Source organism: Paenibacillus sp. cl130 (assembly GCF_900116035.1).
GTDB lineage: Bacteria > Bacillota > Bacilli > Paenibacillales > Paenibacillaceae > Paenibacillus > Paenibacillus polymyxa_B.
In genome coordinates this window covers 268213-283644 of record NZ_FOYG01000004.1, presented here as the reverse complement: position 1 = coordinate 283644, position 15432 = coordinate 268213, and the positions used below count along the sequence as shown (strand labels likewise).

The 15432-nt window shown below is 47.2% G+C and carries 15 protein-coding genes; 9 read left to right on the top strand and 6 right to left on the bottom strand.

All coding sequences use genetic code 11. The features are described 5' to 3' along the window. Positions 1-77 precede the first annotated feature (77 nt). From BM358_RS13640 to BM358_RS13620, 5 genes are all read left to right on the top strand, one after another. The gene (locus BM358_RS13640; RefSeq protein WP_028540842.1) at positions 78-818 is read left to right on the top strand and encodes an ABC transporter ATP-binding protein; all 741 of its coding nucleotides are present in this window, start codon (positions 78-80) and stop codon (positions 816-818) included. Beyond that, a complete protein-coding gene (fetB, locus tag BM358_RS13635) occupies positions 815-1576 on the top strand; it encodes an ABC transporter permease (protein ID WP_023990927.1) in 762 nt (253 codons plus the stop codon). Before BM358_RS13640 ends, fetB begins: the two co-directional genes overlap by 4 nt. Before the next feature lie 124 nt (positions 1577-1700). After that, on the top strand, positions 1701-2048 hold the full coding sequence (locus BM358_RS13630; protein ID WP_028540843.1) for a KGG domain-containing protein: 348 nt from the start codon (positions 1701-1703) through the stop codon (positions 2046-2048). Between the two features lie 241 nt (positions 2049-2289). Beyond that, on the top strand, positions 2290-2586 hold the full coding sequence (locus BM358_RS13625; RefSeq protein ID WP_028540844.1) for a hypothetical protein: 297 nt from the start codon (positions 2290-2292) through the stop codon (positions 2584-2586). A 134-nt stretch (positions 2587-2720) separates the two neighbouring features. Then, positions 2721-3623: an AraC family transcriptional regulator gene (locus BM358_RS13620; RefSeq protein WP_023990930.1), complete on the top strand. Its 903-nt coding sequence runs from the start codon at positions 2721-2723 to the stop codon at positions 3621-3623. Between the two features lie 192 nt (positions 3624-3815). Here the strand turns inward: BM358_RS13620 and BM358_RS13615 are convergent, their stop codons facing one another. The 3 genes from BM358_RS13615 to BM358_RS13605 form a co-directional block, all read right to left on the bottom strand. After that, the gene (locus BM358_RS13615) at positions 3816-4421 is read right to left on the bottom strand and encodes an ATPase (protein ID WP_028540845.1); all 606 of its coding nucleotides are present in this window, start codon (positions 4419-4421) and stop codon (positions 3816-3818) included. Further along, positions 4418-4591: a hypothetical protein gene (locus BM358_RS26490; protein ID WP_023990932.1), complete on the bottom strand. Its 174-nt coding sequence runs from the start codon at positions 4589-4591 to the stop codon at positions 4418-4420. The genes BM358_RS13615 and BM358_RS26490 overlap by 4 nt, the downstream gene beginning before the upstream one ends. Before the next feature lie 483 nt (positions 4592-5074). Then, entirely contained in the window at positions 5075-5578 is a 504-nt protein-coding gene (locus BM358_RS13605; protein ID WP_028540846.1) for a hypothetical protein, read from the bottom strand. Between the two features lie 256 nt (positions 5579-5834). On the opposite strand from BM358_RS13605, the gene BM358_RS13600 reads away from it, so the two are divergent. Beyond that, positions 5835-7016: a serine hydrolase domain-containing protein gene (locus BM358_RS13600; RefSeq protein ID WP_028540847.1), complete on the top strand. Its 1182-nt coding sequence runs from the start codon at positions 5835-5837 to the stop codon at positions 7014-7016. Here the strand turns inward: BM358_RS13600 and BM358_RS13595 are convergent. Next, complete coding sequence (locus tag BM358_RS13595) at positions 7002-7445, bottom strand: Lrp/AsnC family transcriptional regulator (protein WP_028540848.1); 444 nt, start codon at positions 7443-7445, stop codon at positions 7002-7004. The two genes, BM358_RS13600 and BM358_RS13595, sit on opposite strands and share 15 nt — an antisense overlap. Before the next feature lie 156 nt (positions 7446-7601). On the opposite strand from BM358_RS13595, the gene BM358_RS13590 reads away from it, so the two are divergent. Continuing rightward, entirely contained in the window at positions 7602-8780 is a 1179-nt protein-coding gene (locus tag BM358_RS13590) for an MFS transporter (RefSeq protein ID WP_049828354.1), read from the top strand. A 134-nt stretch (positions 8781-8914) separates the two neighbouring features. Here the strand turns inward: BM358_RS13590 and BM358_RS13585 are convergent, their stop codons facing one another. Together BM358_RS13585 and BM358_RS13580 are read right to left on the bottom strand one after the other, a co-directional pair. Next, the gene (locus BM358_RS13585; RefSeq protein WP_023990938.1) at positions 8915-9622 is read right to left on the bottom strand and encodes an SDR family oxidoreductase; all 708 of its coding nucleotides are present in this window, start codon (positions 9620-9622) and stop codon (positions 8915-8917) included. 59 nt (positions 9623-9681) lie between these two features. Beyond that, positions 9682-10626 carry a helix-turn-helix domain-containing protein gene (locus tag BM358_RS13580; protein WP_028540849.1) on the bottom strand — a complete coding sequence of 315 codons (945 nt, stop codon included), beginning with the start codon at positions 10624-10626 and terminating at the stop codon, positions 9682-9684. Positions 10627-10788: 162 nt separating this feature from the next. On the opposite strand from BM358_RS13580, the gene BM358_RS13575 reads away from it, so the two are divergent. Both BM358_RS13575 and BM358_RS13570 read left to right on the top strand, forming a co-directional pair. Beyond that, the gene (locus BM358_RS13575) at positions 10789-12987 is read left to right on the top strand and encodes a glycoside hydrolase family 52 protein (protein ID WP_028540850.1); all 2199 of its coding nucleotides are present in this window, start codon (positions 10789-10791) and stop codon (positions 12985-12987) included. Between the two features lie 35 nt (positions 12988-13022). Continuing rightward, positions 13023-15191, top strand: a complete 2169-nt coding sequence (locus BM358_RS13570; protein ID WP_028540851.1) for an alpha-glucuronidase family glycosyl hydrolase — start codon at positions 13023-13025, stop codon at positions 15189-15191. Positions 15192-15432: the final 241 nt, after the last annotated feature.

Sequence of the window (15432 nt, the reverse complement as noted above, 5' to 3'; positions counted from 1 at the left end):
TGATATAATAAAAAAATAAGATCATAGAACGGATCTGATCCCTTTCTCGATCCCCTACAAAGGAGCTAGCTATATCTATGGAATCCAAGCCACTTCCAGCTATTGAATTCAATCACATTATCAAATATTTCGCCGGGTCTGGACAGCAACGTGCTGTTCTGAACGGGATTACGGCAAAAGTTTCCCCCGGCAAAATCACCACGTTGGTCGGTCCATCGGGGTCTGGTAAAAGCACGTTGCTTTCACTGTGCAACCTCCTAATGACACCGGATGAAGGGGACATCCGTGTCCTCGGCAAACCGCTATCGGAGTGGGAGATCCCTGAACTAAGACGGAGAGTAGCATTGGTTTTTCAGGATGCCCCCATGCTTCAGGGAACTGTCCTGTACAATCTCCAAACCGTAGAACGGCTGCACGGTACAGTGCTGGATGATCCTGCCGGCCTGTTGGAACGCGTAGGACTCACCCACGATCTGTTGGAACAAAAGGCGCAGGAACTGTCCGGTGGACAAAGACAGCGCTTGGCCTTGGCGCGGACGCTCGCGAACCGCCCGGATATTTTACTGCTGGATGAGATTACTTCTGCACTGGACCCCGCCTCGGTCAAAGAGGTTGAGGAACTGCTGCTGCAAATGAACAAAGAAGAGGGAACAACGATGATCTGGATTACGCATCATATGGAACAAGCCCGCAGGGTAGGCCACGAGACATGGCTGATGATCGACGGAAGACTGGTAGAACAAGCGGATACGGAGACATTTTTTAATACTCCACAGCATAGTGAGACCCGCAGGTTTGTAGCAGGAGAATGGGTATGACGATTGTTGCCTTGATTCTCTCTCTCGGTTTTGTATTTATCGCCATCGTCATGTCCAAATCCTTCAAACTCGGTCTGGACCGAGACATTATCATCGCCACAATCAGAGCGTCGATTCAACTGCTGGCGATTGGATATGTATTACATTTAATTTTTGGGATGCAGAGCTACGGATTTATCGTATTATTCATTCTGCTCATGATTACCGTAGCCTCACAAAATGTTGCGCGCAAAGGACGATTTATCCCCGGTCTCATGTGGAAGTCATTCCTGACGCTGCTGTGTGTGGAAATCGTTACGCAGGCGTTCCTGATTGGCCTGCATATTATTCCGGCGACAGCCCGATATATGATTCCGATTAGCGGCATGATCATTGGCAGCTCCATGATTTTGTCCAGCCTGCTGGTGTCCCGGCTCAAGTCGGAAGTCCTGCTGCGCAAGCCTGAAATCATGCTCATTCTGGCGTTAGGCGGCACGCCTAGACAAGCCATCTTCCCTATACTCAAGGATTGCATACGTTCCAGTATGATTCCAACCATTGAGGGGCAGAAAACGCTGGGGCTTGTCCAGCTTCCCGGCATGATGACCGGACAAATCATCGCAGGTGCCAATCCGATTGCCGCCGTGCGTTTGCAATTGCTAATCGTATTCACTACCATGACCTCTGCTATTTTGACCAGCGTGCTGCTCAGCTTGTTCATTTATCCGGCATTATTTACCCGCCAGCAACAATTGAACACAGAAGCATGGGAACGCTGATCGAGGCGGATATATCCAGTTATTTACCAGCTTCTATAAAAAAGTAGACATGTTTAATTCCTGACATGAAGGTTAATAGATACACGAACACGCTTTACTAAAATTCGATGAGGAGTGATTGAACATGGCTAACAACAACCAAAATGGCAAACTGAGTCGCGAAGAGGCAGGACGTTTAGGTGGAGAAGCTACTGCTAAAAATCACGACAAAGAATTTTATCAGGAGATTGGCGAAAAAGGTGGCGAAGCCACTTCCAAAAATCATGGCAAGGACTTCTACCAGGAAATCGGTGAAAAAGGCGGCGAAGCCACTTCCAAAAACCATGACAAGGACTTCTATCAGGAAATCGGACGCAAGGGCGGTGAAGCCCGTGGCAATTCAGACCAGAGTGATAGCGACGGGAAAATGAGCAGGGAAGAAGCTGGCCGTAAAGGCGGCGAAGCCCGCGCACGTCAGCGTAGGGATAACTGATAATAGGATATGTGGTCGGTGCAATTGTAATGTAGAGGCACAGACTGCGTATAAACACGAAGTATAGTGGACGTTTATGTTATAAAAGCCTATCTGCCGTTGTTTTGGCAGATAGGCTTTTTGTGTGAAAGTTACTTTCGTCAACCGATCATACACCTTACAATATACATAAACAGGTTAATTAACCAATCATACATATTTTATTACAAATGAAAGAATGGATTATGGGAGGTTTGCGCGAATGTTGATTACAAAGAATAAAACGGCTGCAACTATTCTAAGAATTATATTTTTTTCACTGATTTTCAGCTGGATTTATTATTATTCAGGTTATCACTCAGCAGAAACCGCTAAATTAGTTAAAACTACAGATGATTACTTGGTCATACAGAGAGATGCTTCTAACGGAGGTGAATATAAAGAATTATATATTTCCTCAAAGTCTGTGATCCCTCCTCTGGTTATAGGCAAACAATATTATTTCGTATCTGATCAAAGGTACTTTCAACGCCCATATATCCGTTATGTAGAGGAGTAAAATAGAACAAGACAACAAGGACTAACATAGCCCTTAACTAAAGCTTCATGAATAATACAAAAGAGTGCATGCAACTCAAGTCAAATATTCCTGTATTCCGGCTGTTAAGATGGAGTCGAAAGGAGGGAACCCTCGTGTACGAATGGAACGAAATGGTCCAGCTCATGATCGATTGGATTGATAATAATCTTACTTCAGCACCTTCGTTGTTGAGAATGTCCGATCAGTTAGGCTACTCCCCTTACTACTGTACAAAACAGTTTCATTCTCTTACAGGAATGACGTTAAGGGATTATGTGTGGATGCGCCGGATTAGCCGTGCTGCACTGGAACTCCGGGATAGCAATGTCCGCATCCTCGATGTTGCAGTAAAGTATGGGTTTTCTTCACAGGAGGCTTTTACACGGGCATTTGTAAAAGCGTTTGAGGTAACTCCGGCTGTATACCAGAAGGAGCCCCGACCTATCCCGTTGGCCATTCGCGTTGAGGTGTTCTCTCCTTATCATTACCATTTGAAGGAGCGGGATAAGATGGTTAAGGATCATTTGCAAGAAGCTGAAGTCAAAATCGAGCGTATACCAGCACACAAATTTATTGGAATTTGGGATACTTCTTCACGAAACTACGGTGATTTCTGGAGAAACGGTCACAATTGTGATGAAATTTGCGGAACATTGGAAAGCATGTCTCATCTCAAGCTTCCCGAACAATTGGGCCAAACTGCGGGCTGGTTCTATCAGGATGGTCAGAAGGGCTATCTCTATGGAATACCGGTCGCCGCTGACTATGCCGGAGAGATTCCCGCAGGAATGAAGTGCCGGGACATCCCCGAATCAGATTACCTGGTGTTTTTTCACCCGCCCTTTAATTATTTAAAAAACAATGGAGACGTTATGAGAATGGTGGAGGAGAAGGCTTGGAACTTTGACCCTAGCAGCCTGGGGTATGAATGGGATGAGGAAACGAAGCAGGATTATCAGCGGCATTTCCCAGAAGGATACGGCTACGCAGTGTTACGTCCAGTGAAAAAAGTGTAGAGAAAAAGAATCCGAAGAAGCCGCTACGATTCAGGAGGCTGTTCATCGTCTTGCTAAAGTCTGTTGAAAAATAATAACAGTCTATTACTAACGGGTCCCATTTTGAGGTGCAATACACATCGAATTGACATTGTGGACACAATACGATGTAAATATAGAATAAACCGATCACTGAATCATACAGTTGTCGGTTTATTCTTGATCAGTATTTTTATTTTGCAAGTAACTATCAATGATTTTAACCCAATCCGGTAACAACGCCACATGGTGTTTTATCGTTTCACTATCTGATTCCAATACAATCACGCCATCTGAGCTGCTGTTGTCAATGACAATTAAATGATCGATAAGTTTAAGATGTAAGAGAAGATTGTCCAGTGAGGTCTGATGCCGTCTTATAATATCAGCGGTATCAATGTGGTGACCCCCATTTCGAACTCGTGCAGCAACTCGCTCGATATTAAGACGATAATCACCAAGGCCCACATAAAACATAATAACTTCAAAGCCCTTTTCTTTTGCCACTCGCATTTGTCGAATCACATTGCCACCAGCAAGTGTCGTCTCTACAGTAAAATCTCGTTTATTTCTTATACAATCCCGCGCTAGCTTAATCGCTTCCTTTCCTGCCGATACTTTGTGTCGATCAGGGTTTTCACGATCAATCCCTCGCGCTAACGCATCTGGATCGATATTAACACTTACACCAAGTTTATCAACGATTAGATTACGAATTGTACTCTTACCACTTCCGTTGTTTCCTGCGAATACAAACATAGTAGCAAACGGCTCACTCATGATAAAATATCCTGTTCTTTAATTCGTTCGACTTGACCATTACTGTACTCTTTAACAAATTGACCATCCGGCGTTTTGTAGACAATATATGTGCCATTTGCTTTAGCGTCCAGTTTTGCTCTATCTCCAGTTAGTTTGATTAGCTTGCCTAGATCGTGTGTACGATTCATTCAGTCATCACCATCCCATACAATTCATATATCGAGAGTATATCACAAATCGAAAAGTCTGAAAGAATCCAGCGTCACTCAAAACCACACGAATACCGTACGTCTAAAAATCGTGACAAGTAAATAGGATCGAAATATCGTTCTTTTTAATACATTTTAATAAATAAATTTGGAATAAATGCTACTTCCAGCTTTTTGATTCGTCTATAACAACAAATACACTTGCGGAGGTATAGGCAATGAAATCTTTTCGTTTTTGGCTGGTCCTACTCTCATGTCTAGTTATTACTGTAAATATTACGGGGTATGACGACTATAATATACTATTGCTACCATTAGCCCGCTAGTTTGGATGTATGAATCATTTTGATTTGTGCGAGAGGCAGACATCCCCATAGCCATTGTTTACTTCACTACCCTAGTTTTCTGGTATCTCATTGGATACGCTTTGGACCGTATGATTAGAAAATTGAAAAATTAAAATCACTTGAAATTATCTTCCAAAATATTGTCTACCTTCTCAGGCTCGTACTCGATCGTTCTGTAGTCAGGTGATGAAGGAATCATATTGATCACAACATTTCTCATTTGTAGCTTGTACTTTCCTTCCTCAAAAGCAAGAACATGCTTAATGGAAGGTAACTCCATATCCTCATACTTCGTTATCGACGAAACAACAATCTTGGAAGGGTTAGAATCATCCACAGACACGATACGATAATCAATCGGTGTTCCCTGAGCTTTTAGAAAGTTAAGCCGTGCCTGTTCTGTTTTAAAGCGATAATCATCAGACAGTGAAAGCATCTTATCGTAATCGCGACTCATAGAAGCGTTCATATATTCTGAAAATGTCGAGACAGCAGCCTCTTTGGGCTTATCAGGAAGCTTATAAGTTTCCTTATCCCCTCCAAAACCTGTAGCAATTACAGTCAAAATCCCTCCGAGGACAACCAAGCAAGCCAACTTATTACGCGATACAAGCCTCAATAAATAAAACCCCTTTGTTGTAAATTTTACCACCTATTTTCAACGTATCTCAACTTAAAAAGCCACTGTAAAACGCAGTATAACTTTTTGTAAAACCCCATTCATTTAAATCCAAAGCCATTCTTTTAATATAATTTTATTTTAACGTTAATACTCACTGAACACCTTTGTTACCTTATGTAATGTCGCCTTCCCATCCTGTAAACTAAGTTCCATCAAGCGATAACCGCTGGATCATAGAGAGGATGAGATATTTATGAGTTTGGATAATAGAGTTTTTGCGATACAAGCTGATCTGGACGGACGTGTAAATGCAGTTATAGATCAAACCCTTGCCGAGAAGCGCCTGGTCGGCGCAGTCGTCATGATATATATGGATGGTTCACCCGTGTATGTCCGAGCGGCGGGGCTGGCTGATCGAGAAGAACAACGTCCTATGCATGAGGATGCTTTATTTCGGCTTTCTTCTGTATCCAAACCAATTGTATCGACTGCGGCTTTGGTTTTGGCAGCCCAAGGATTGATTAAGCTCGATGAATCTATTGAACGCTGGTTGCCCGATTTTCGCCCCCGATTAATCAGTGGTGAGCAGCCCTCCATTACAGTACGCCAATTGCTGACACATACTGCCGGGTTGACCTATGGCTTTTTAGAGGAAGAAGGCGGCGGTCCCTATCATCGTGCAGGCGTATCAGATGGCATGGATTTTTCAAATCTTACGCTGGAAGAGAACTTGCAACGTTTGGCTTCTGTGCCTCTGTTATATGCACCGGGTAAAGCATGGGGATATTCGATTGCTACTGATGTGCTAGGCGCGATCATTAGCCGTGTATGTGGCACAACCCTTGATGCAGCTGTTAAAAAGCTCGTTACAGAACCTCTCGGTATGCACGACACCAGTTTCACGGTCGCGGATGCTGGACGGCTTGCGGCTCCTTATGTCAACGATATATCAGAACCCCGGCGGATGCGCGAGCTTGAGGTTGCGCAGGTTTTTGAAGGCACTGCAGGACTTCGTTTTCAGCCTGCACGAGCCTTTGATCCCACGGCTTTCCACTCTGGTGGCTCGGGTATGATTGGCAGCGCAAAAGATTTCATGCGGCTGCTGGAAACACTGCGAAACGGCGGCAATCCGTTACTTTCAGAGGAATGGGTCCGTGAAATGGGCACCATCCAGACCGGGAACCTCCCCTTGGCAGGCTGGCCGGGGCGGGGTTTTGGACTGGGATTCACCGTACTCCAAAATCCCGACGAAAGTGGAACAGCAGAATCACCCGGAACGTGGCGACTCGGAGGAGCTTACGGCCATTCGTGGTTCGTTGATCCCACACTAAGACTTAGTGTGGTCGCCTTTACCAATACAGCATTCGAAGGGATGTCAGGTCCGTTTACAACTGAGCTTTGCCAAGCCATTTACGGTAGCTCAAATAGGGTCTAATAAAGTGGGGGTTACATGTTTATGGTCTACAGGCGAGGACAGGACAATTAACGTGGTAGAGTGCCCGTGCTTTCCACACTCATCCCCGAACTGCTCCAGCTTGAGCATAGACTCAACCATGACTTTCAGTAAGTAATTTTGCTCACCGCTGATTCTATGGCATTCAATGACTTCGGGTGCAGATTGGCAAAACTCAACAAATGAATTGCATTGATTCGTATGCACGAGCACGTGAGCCATGATCGGCTTTCCAACTTTCTCATGTGAAACTATGGCACGATACCCGGCGATAATACCTTTATCCTCCATGCGCCGCACTCTTTCCGTTACGGCAGGCTGGGAAAGCCCAACCTCCTTACCCAGCTCGGTCATGGAGATACGCGCCTGGTTTTGTAGACACAACAAAATTTTATGATCCACTTGATCCATCAAATCCATCTCCTTAAGTCCAAGGTAATATTACAAAAACACAATTATTATTATGTATTATTCCGAATATTGCCTTATTATTTTATGATTTAATGAAATATTAGCACGCAAAATCAAGGACGTAAAGCAGGAAGAAGTGGAGAAGGAATGAAACTAATGAAATATAGTAAGCCCCTGCTTTTCATTGCGCTTGGCCTATTTGGTGTATACACGATCGAGTTCGGTGTGGTTGGCATTTTGCCAGTCATCATTGAACGTTTTCATATTACGGCAGCTCAGGCCGGGTTTCTTGTCAGTTCATTTGCATTGATCATCGCGCTATTCGGTCCCTTCATGGTGCTATGGATGTCCAGATTTAACCGCAAGCGAATCATGACAATGTCGTTGTTTGTTTTTGCCATAACAAGCTTGCTGTCAGCCTATACATCCAACTTTTATCTACTAGTCATTTTACGTATCATTCCGGCTCTGTTTCACCCGGTGTATTTCTCGCTTGCCTTTGTCGCTGCCACTGCGTTGTATCCCCCGGAAAAAGCAACGCAAGCTTCTGCCAAAGCCTTTCTCGGCACGAGCATGGGAATGGTACTCGGTATTCCAATTACAGCCTATATCGCCAATCAATTTTCATATGAGGCCTCCTTCTGGTTTACTGCGGTAGCGAATGGGATTGCAGGGATCGGTATTTTATTTATGCTGCCGGATACACGACAAGCCGAAATGTCCTCCTATCGGAAGCAGCTTGGCATTTTGCGTAAGGTATCGCTGTGGCTCAATATCGGGGCGGCTACTTTTATTTTTGCAGCCATGTTCTCGGTGTATAGCTATTCTGCCGAATATTTGGGGCAAAATACAGGGATGAGCAGCAATGTTATCAGCTTTCTGCTTATTATTTTCGGCATCGGCGGAATGCTCGGCAATCTGTTGGCTGGCAAGCTCATGGGCTTGCATAAGGTACGCACCGCTCTTTTTCATCCAGTAGCCTTGGGAGGCACCTATTTGCTGTTGTACGGGATCAGTTCCTCATTTATCCCTACGCTCTTCATCATTATCGTGTGGGGGGCCGTTCATACCAGCGGACTGATTGTCGCCCAGATTTGGGTGATTGATGAGGCCAAAGAAGCTCCCGCGTTTGCCAACAGTCTTTATATCTCGTTTATTAACCTAGGGGTCTCACTGGGCTCACTGGCAGGGGGGTGGTTTATTGCCAGAGCGGGGATCCATGGGACGCTGTGGAGCGGTTTGCTGTTCGCCATGCTGGCGATGGTATGCATCGGGTCTAAAGTGATTTATCCACGTATTTTGCGAAAATATAAAGGGTTAGATGTGCAAAGCTAAAGAGTTGCAAGAGGCAAACCTGTTATCATAAAAAACCGGTTCAACACTTTGTATGGTGTTGAACCGGTTTTTGTTTAAAAATTGATTCCTGCCTGTCGGATTGGATCAGAATGAAACACACACTTCGTTGCGAATTAGATCAGCGTATAACCGCCATCCGGGAACAGCACGCTTCCGGTGGTAAACTTGTTCGTCATCAGATACAACACAGTATGTGCGATTTCCTCATTATACCCCACTCGACGGAGCAAGGTTACTTCCTTGTATTCCTCAAAAGCCTGCGCCCGCTGCTCACCCTCAGGGCCGTCTCTCCAAATTGTGCCGGGGGATACGACATTAACCCGTACGGGGGCCAATTCTACTGCCAACGCCTTGCCCAAGCTTTCAATCGCGCCGTTAGCCGCTCCATATGTAGCACCAAATCCCATCGGTCGTTGACTGAAGGCCCCGGACATAAGGACGATCGAGCCGTCCTTGGAGATATGCGGTACCGCATGCTTGGCAGCAAAATATTGCGGCCAGAATTTCCCTTCGAACGGGGTTTTAGCCTTTTCCGTATCTATCGTGATCGGACCACGCGTGTAGCTGGCACCCGGTGTAAACAGATGGTCGAATGCTCCAACTTTTTCAAAAAACGCTTGAACCTCTTCCTCTATCTGATTATTCAGTTGGAAGGTTTCCACCGATTCGGCAGGGATGACCTTCTTCGCCTGCTCCAGTTTTTCTGCGGAACGCCCAGCGATCACAATGCTTGCCCCTTGCTTTGCTGCTTCTATGGCTGTTGCCAGCCCTATACCTGCACTGCCGCCAATCACGACGACACGTTGATTATGTAAATTCATATTATTCTCAGCTCCTTTATAAGGATTATATCATAACTATTTTAAAGACATACTTATTTTTATTCGAATAGGCTTTCCTGCACCGTGCTTTTGCGATAGGATGTCGGCGATTGGCCCGACCAGCGCTTGAACTGTCTGCTAAAATGCGCAATATCCCCATAGCCGAGCATATCGGCAATTTGTTGCACCGACCATTGCGGATCAGCCAACAGCAACTTGGCCTCATGCAGCACAAGCCCGGATAGATATACACGGGGAGATACGCCGAAAACGCTACGGAATACACGATTACAATGGGACACGCTAATACCTAGCTCGGATGAAATCCCCTCGATCCCATCCTGCTTTTCCACCGAGCCGGCCTGTCCATAAGGCTGATTCACTCTGCCCTGAAGACGACTGGCAATCTGATGGGCAAGCTCTGCCTGCACATATCCACGCCCCGGCAGATGGGCCGCTTCACTGGATACAGCCTCCCATAACGTTGCGAACAGTTCAAACACAGCAGATTGAATCCGCATTCGCTTTGCCACCGAATCACTACCTACTCCTATGTCTTCCGGCGCTGAAAGATCGAGCAACTTGCCCAGCGCTGGTCCCATCTGCCCTGCCACTGTTCCTTCAGCTGGAAACAGCACCTGCTCCAGACGACTCAGGAGCGAGAGAAACAGCTTATCATCAATGTCGAAATGCATACAAAAATACGTAAATCCCTCTCCGTTACTATGGCTGGAGTGGACAATCCCCGGTCGCAGCAGCACCAGATCACCCTGTCGCTGGGTATAGCTGCGACCATCTACAACCATGATCTGTTCTCCCGCAAGCACGATGTTAATCTCATATTGAGGATGCTCGTGTAGCGGATAGCTCCACTCTCTTCCGACACTTCGTGTATGAATAGCAAACAAATTGACTGTGGTTCGCACATCGGGAAAAAAGAATTCCTCTCCGGCAACTGTAAGGTCTGGATGATGGGGGCTCTTCGGTAAACGTGGTGTCGACATGTTTTCCCTCCTGGCTTATATCGATATACTCCAGTATATCGCTTTCAGCGCGATTTGGATAAATAGTTGAGCGATTTGACAATGGTTCCCCACCACATGACATGCTAGGCTCTAAGTGAAGTTACTCAAAGTTAAACTTTATCATGAAAGGGGTTTCATTATATGTCGAAAAATATATTTTATAACACACAGCATGCACCTATCGGTTCTTTTTCCAGCTTTACACTTGGGTTTAAGGATAATCGCGGCGGACTTGGTTTGGAGCTGGGCAAGCCTGCCGATGAAAATGTATATATCGGGCTGCAATCCAGAGATGGCGGAGTATACGAGGCGCTCCCCTTTTTTGCATCCACACAGGATGAAAGTGCCCGCTACGACGTGGAGAAAAAGGGTAAACGAACGGAACCGCAGCTTATGCCCTTTGCCGATTCAGACATTACCCGTGAGCTAAAAGCAGGAACGGATACATGGCAGGCTGGCGATTTGACGTTCCGGCTGTACTCTCCTGTTCGCCCAGTGCCCGAGCCGGGAACCGCGGGTATGGATGAGCTGCGGGCAGCGTTGGTCCCGGCGGTATTCGCCGAGCTAACCGTCGATAACACACTGGGGACTGCAGCGCGAAGAGCTTTTTTCGGATATCAGGGCAGTGATCCGTATAGCGGCATACGCATTATAGGAGAAGATCCGCGCAGGGACGCTACTGATTCTACCCAATTAGAAGAAAGACTTACAGGCATCGGCCAAGGACGCAGCACAGCCATTGTGACCAACAGCAGTGAAGCGGTACCTGCCAGCGGATTTGCAATGGAGAAGCTGCTTGGGGAGACCATGGCCGAGAATTTATCCTTTGGCCTGGGCGCGACGGGTGCGCTTCTGATGGACGTTCCCGCAGGTGAGAAGCGCACATATGCTTTCGCCATATGCTTCTATCGCGGCGGCATTGTGACAACAGGCATTGAAGCGTCGTATTACTATACCCAGCTGTTCAAGGATATTGAAGACGTGGGAAGCTATGCGTTGAAGCATTTTTCAAACCTGACCGCAGCCTGTGTTCAGGCTAATCGCTGGATGGAGTCGGCCGACTTGAGCCCGGACCAGGAATTTATGCTCGCTCAGGCGATCCACAGCTACTATGGCAGCACCCAACTGCTTAGTCACCAAGCGGATGGAGAACCGATCTGGGTTGTGAACGAAGGCGAGTATCGGATGATGAATACACTCGATTTGACGGCAGATCAGCTCTACTATGAATTGATTTTAAATCCATGGACGGTACGCAACGAGCTGGAGTGGTTTGTCCAAAGGTACAGCTATCGGGATGAGGTACGCTTTCCGGGAGAGGAACATACCTATACCGGTGGTATCACGTTTACGCATGATATGGGCGTGGCAAACGTGTTCTCCCGGCAGGGGTACTCCTGTTATGAGCTGGCTGGGATTGACGACTGCTTCTCTTACATGAGCCATGAGGAACTGGTGAACTGGCTTTGCTGCGCCACGGTATATATCGAGCAGACACAGGATCAGTCATTTACGACACGTATGCTGCCTGTCTTGTGTGACTGCTTCGAAAGCATGCTGCGGCGGGATCACCCCGACCCGGCACAACGAAACGGCTTGATGGGCTTGGACAGCTCTAGAACCCGGGGAGGCGCGGAAATTACGACCTACGACAGTCTGGACGTATCTCTGGGTCAGTCTCGCAACAACATTTATCTAGGCAGCAAATGCTGGGCAGTATATGTTGCACTGGAAAAGATATTTGCCTCAAAAGGGCTTAACTCCCTCTCACAGGAGGCTGGCTTACAGGCGGACAAATGCGCAGCAGCGATCACAGCACATATGACAGACAAAGGCTATATTCCTGCAGTTATCAAGGAAGGTAATGATTCGCAGATTATTCCTGCCATTGAGGGGCTGATCTTCCCTTACTTTACAGGATGTGAGGCTGCGCTTAAGCCTGATGGACGGTTCGGTGGATATATCCAAGCACTGTGGCGTCATTTGGAAACTGTACTGGTACCAGGAGTTTGTCTGTTCGAAGACGGAGGCTGGAAGCTGTCCTCGACCAGTAACAACTCCTGGCTGAGCAAAATCTATCTGTCACAGTTTATTGCCCGCGAGTTGCTGGAGCTGCCTTGGGAAGAAGCTGGGCAGGCCGCAGACGCTGCCCATGCCTCATGGCTCCTTCACCCTGAAGAATCCTATTGGTGCTGGAGCGATCAGATACTCTCCGGTATTGCTCACGGCAGTAAATATTATCCGCGCGGAGTTACCGCTATTTTGTGGATGTATGAAGGCAAGGGCAACCGTCTGACTCTCCCTGAGCATATGAGTCAGGATCAGGAACAGCATGTCTGAGGATCATCTTCACCTGCCCAAAAGGAGGCTCCAATATGAGCAAGCTTATGGATATGCCAAAAGAGAGCGGCTATGCGGCTTGGCTGCATTACCGCCGCAATAGTAAGGTAGAAAAGCTGCCCGCTTGGTGCAGGGTCATCGTGGTCCATGGGACAGATGAAGTGCTTCAATCGGCTGCGAGTGAGCTTCAGCACGGATTGACCTCTATGTTTGGACAGCAGCCGAAGATCAGCGCCGTTCCTGTGAATACGCCATTCATTGCGCTGGGTACGTTCCCAGCGCATCCTTTGGTCGCAGAACGATTCAGCGCAAAAGAACAGGCAGAAGTGAGCGCAGAAGGCTACCGAATTCGCGGGATAGAGATGCCAGATCCGGCATATTCAGCTTCGCACGGTAACGATGATATCAAGGGACAGTACGTTACAATCGCGGGGCAGACCTCCAAAGGCGTATTGTACGGAGTCTTTCATCTGCTGCGCTACCTGCAGGGAGGACTAGACGGGAAGTTGAAGCCCACCACCGAATCAGTGCACGTCCCCATTCTAGACCAATTATCCAACCCTGCTAATTCCATCCGCATGATCAATCACTGGGATAACATGGATGGTAGTATTGAACGCGGGTATGCGGGTGGCTCTATTTTCTATGATAATAATGCCTTTACTACAAATATGGAGCGCCTGCGAGACTATGCCCGTCTACTCGCTTCTGTAGGCATTCAAGCACTATCCATTAACAACGTGAATGTCCATCAGGTAGAGACCGAGCTGATTACAGATAAATTCCTACCGGATGTGGCTAAAGTAGCTGCGGTATTTCGCGCCTATGGCATACAGATCTACTTGAGCATTAACTATGCCAGTCCTATTCAGCTCGGTGGGTTAACCACCGCCGATCCCCTGGAACCAGCTGTAGCTGAATGGTGGCGGACCAAAGCCCAGGAAGTTTACGCCGCTGTTCCTGATCTGGGTGGTTTTGTGGTCAAAGCCGATTCCGAAAATCGGCCTGGACCGTTCAGCTACGGGCGCCATCACGCCGATGGAGCCAATATGCTGGCAGATGCGTTGCAGCCCTATGGCGGACGTGTGATTTGGCGCTGCTTTGTCTACAACTGCAAGCAGGACTGGCGCGATCGCAAGACGGATCGGGCCTGCGCAGCCTTTGACCATTTTAAACCGCTGGATGGATTATTTCGGGAAAATGTCATTTTACAGATCAAAAATGGTCCCATGGATTTTCAGGTGCGGGAGCCTGTCTCCCCCCTGTTCGGTGCGCTGGAATCCACTCAGATACTGCTGGAATTTCAAATTGCGCAAGAGTACACCGGGCAACAGAAACATCTATGTTACCTTGTTCCCCAATGGAAGGAAGTATTGGATTTTGACACCTACGCCCAAGGAAAAGGCTCCACCATCAAGCGTATCGTGAGTGGCGCTCTGCATTCTCCCAAGCATACCAACTATGGAATAGCCGCTGTATCCAATATTGGTGCAGACACCAATTGGACCGGACATTTGCTCGCCCAATCCAATCTTTATGGCTATGGTCGGCTGGCATGGGACCCGGATCTGTCCGCAGACGAAATCGCTGATGAGTGGGTTCGGCTGACGTTTGGCAGACAAGGGAATAGCGACGGCGGCACAGATTTAATTTCTACCCTTAAGCAGATGCTGCTCGATTCATGGAATGTCTACGAATCCTACACCGCCCCTCTCGGGGTCGGCTGGATGGTCAGTCCCGATCACCACTATGGGCCGGATGTAGACGGGTACGAATATTCCATGTGGGGCACCTACCATTTTGCTGATTGCAGGGGGATCGGGGTAGATCGCACGACCGCAACCGGAACGGGCTATGCAGGACAATATTTTTCTCCCAATACTGATATCTACGAATCTACGGACACCTGCCCGGATGAGCTGCTCTTATTCTTTCACCATGTTCCTTATACACACTTGCTCCACTCCGGCCAAACTGTCATACAGCACATTTATGATACCCATTTTGAAGGTGCAGAACGTGCGGCCCATCTCCGAGACACATGGGTTAGTCTACGAGGGCAACTGAATGCTGCCATGTATGAACAGGTGCTGGAGCGGCTGGAGCATCAGGCAGAGCATGCCAAAGAATGGCGGGATCGGATCAATACGTATTTCTACCGTAAAAGCGGCATTTCCGACCAGAAGGATCGCCCTATTTATTAAGTAAGCAACTATTAAACAAGCTGCCTCGGCAATACTTTCATACAGACTGGAACAAGGCTTTTATACGCTTAGGTTCACTTTCTCCTATACTGGCATTGGCTCGCACATCACTAAAAGGCATGCGTCTTACTCAGACCTATGCCTTATTTTTTTGTCTGAATACTTTTAAGCACACGGTTGCTTACGTAAAATGTCATATTTGTCCACCCTGAGTGTGCAATAAATTCTTCTTTTTATGCAA

Excerpts from the sequence above, each read along its gene's own strand:
- BM358_RS13640 (WP_028540842.1), top strand. The coding sequence starts at position 78 with ATGGAATCCAAGCCACTTCCAGCTATTGAATTCAATCACATTATCAAA.
- fetB (WP_023990927.1), top strand. The coding sequence starts at position 815 with ATGACGATTGTTGCCTTGATTCTCTCTCTCGGTTTTGTATTTATCGCC.
- BM358_RS13630 (WP_028540843.1), top strand. The coding sequence starts at position 1,701 with ATGGCTAACAACAACCAAAATGGCAAACTGAGTCGCGAAGAGGCAGGA.
- BM358_RS13625 (WP_028540844.1), top strand. The coding sequence starts at position 2,290 with ATGTTGATTACAAAGAATAAAACGGCTGCAACTATTCTAAGAATTATA.
- BM358_RS13615 (WP_028540845.1), bottom strand. The coding sequence starts at position 4,421 with ATGAGTGAGCCGTTTGCTACTATGTTTGTATTCGCAGGAAACAACGGA.
- BM358_RS26490 (WP_023990932.1), bottom strand. The coding sequence starts at position 4,591 with ATGAATCGTACACACGATCTAGGCAAGCTAATCAAACTAACTGGAGAT.
- BM358_RS13600 (WP_028540847.1), top strand. The coding sequence starts at position 5,835 with ATGAGTTTGGATAATAGAGTTTTTGCGATACAAGCTGATCTGGACGGA.
- BM358_RS13595 (WP_028540848.1), bottom strand. The coding sequence starts at position 7,445 with ATGGATCAAGTGGATCATAAAATTTTGTTGTGTCTACAAAACCAGGCG.
- BM358_RS13590 (WP_049828354.1), top strand. The coding sequence starts at position 7,602 with ATGAAATATAGTAAGCCCCTGCTTTTCATTGCGCTTGGCCTATTTGGT.
- BM358_RS13585 (WP_023990938.1), bottom strand. The coding sequence starts at position 9,622 with ATGAATTTACATAATCAACGTGTCGTCGTGATTGGCGGCAGTGCAGGT.
- BM358_RS13580 (WP_028540849.1), bottom strand. The coding sequence starts at position 10,626 with ATGTCGACACCACGTTTACCGAAGAGCCCCCATCATCCAGACCTTACA.
- BM358_RS13575 (WP_028540850.1), top strand. The coding sequence starts at position 10,789 with ATGTCGAAAAATATATTTTATAACACACAGCATGCACCTATCGGTTCT.
- BM358_RS13570 (WP_028540851.1), top strand. The coding sequence starts at position 13,023 with ATGAGCAAGCTTATGGATATGCCAAAAGAGAGCGGCTATGCGGCTTGG.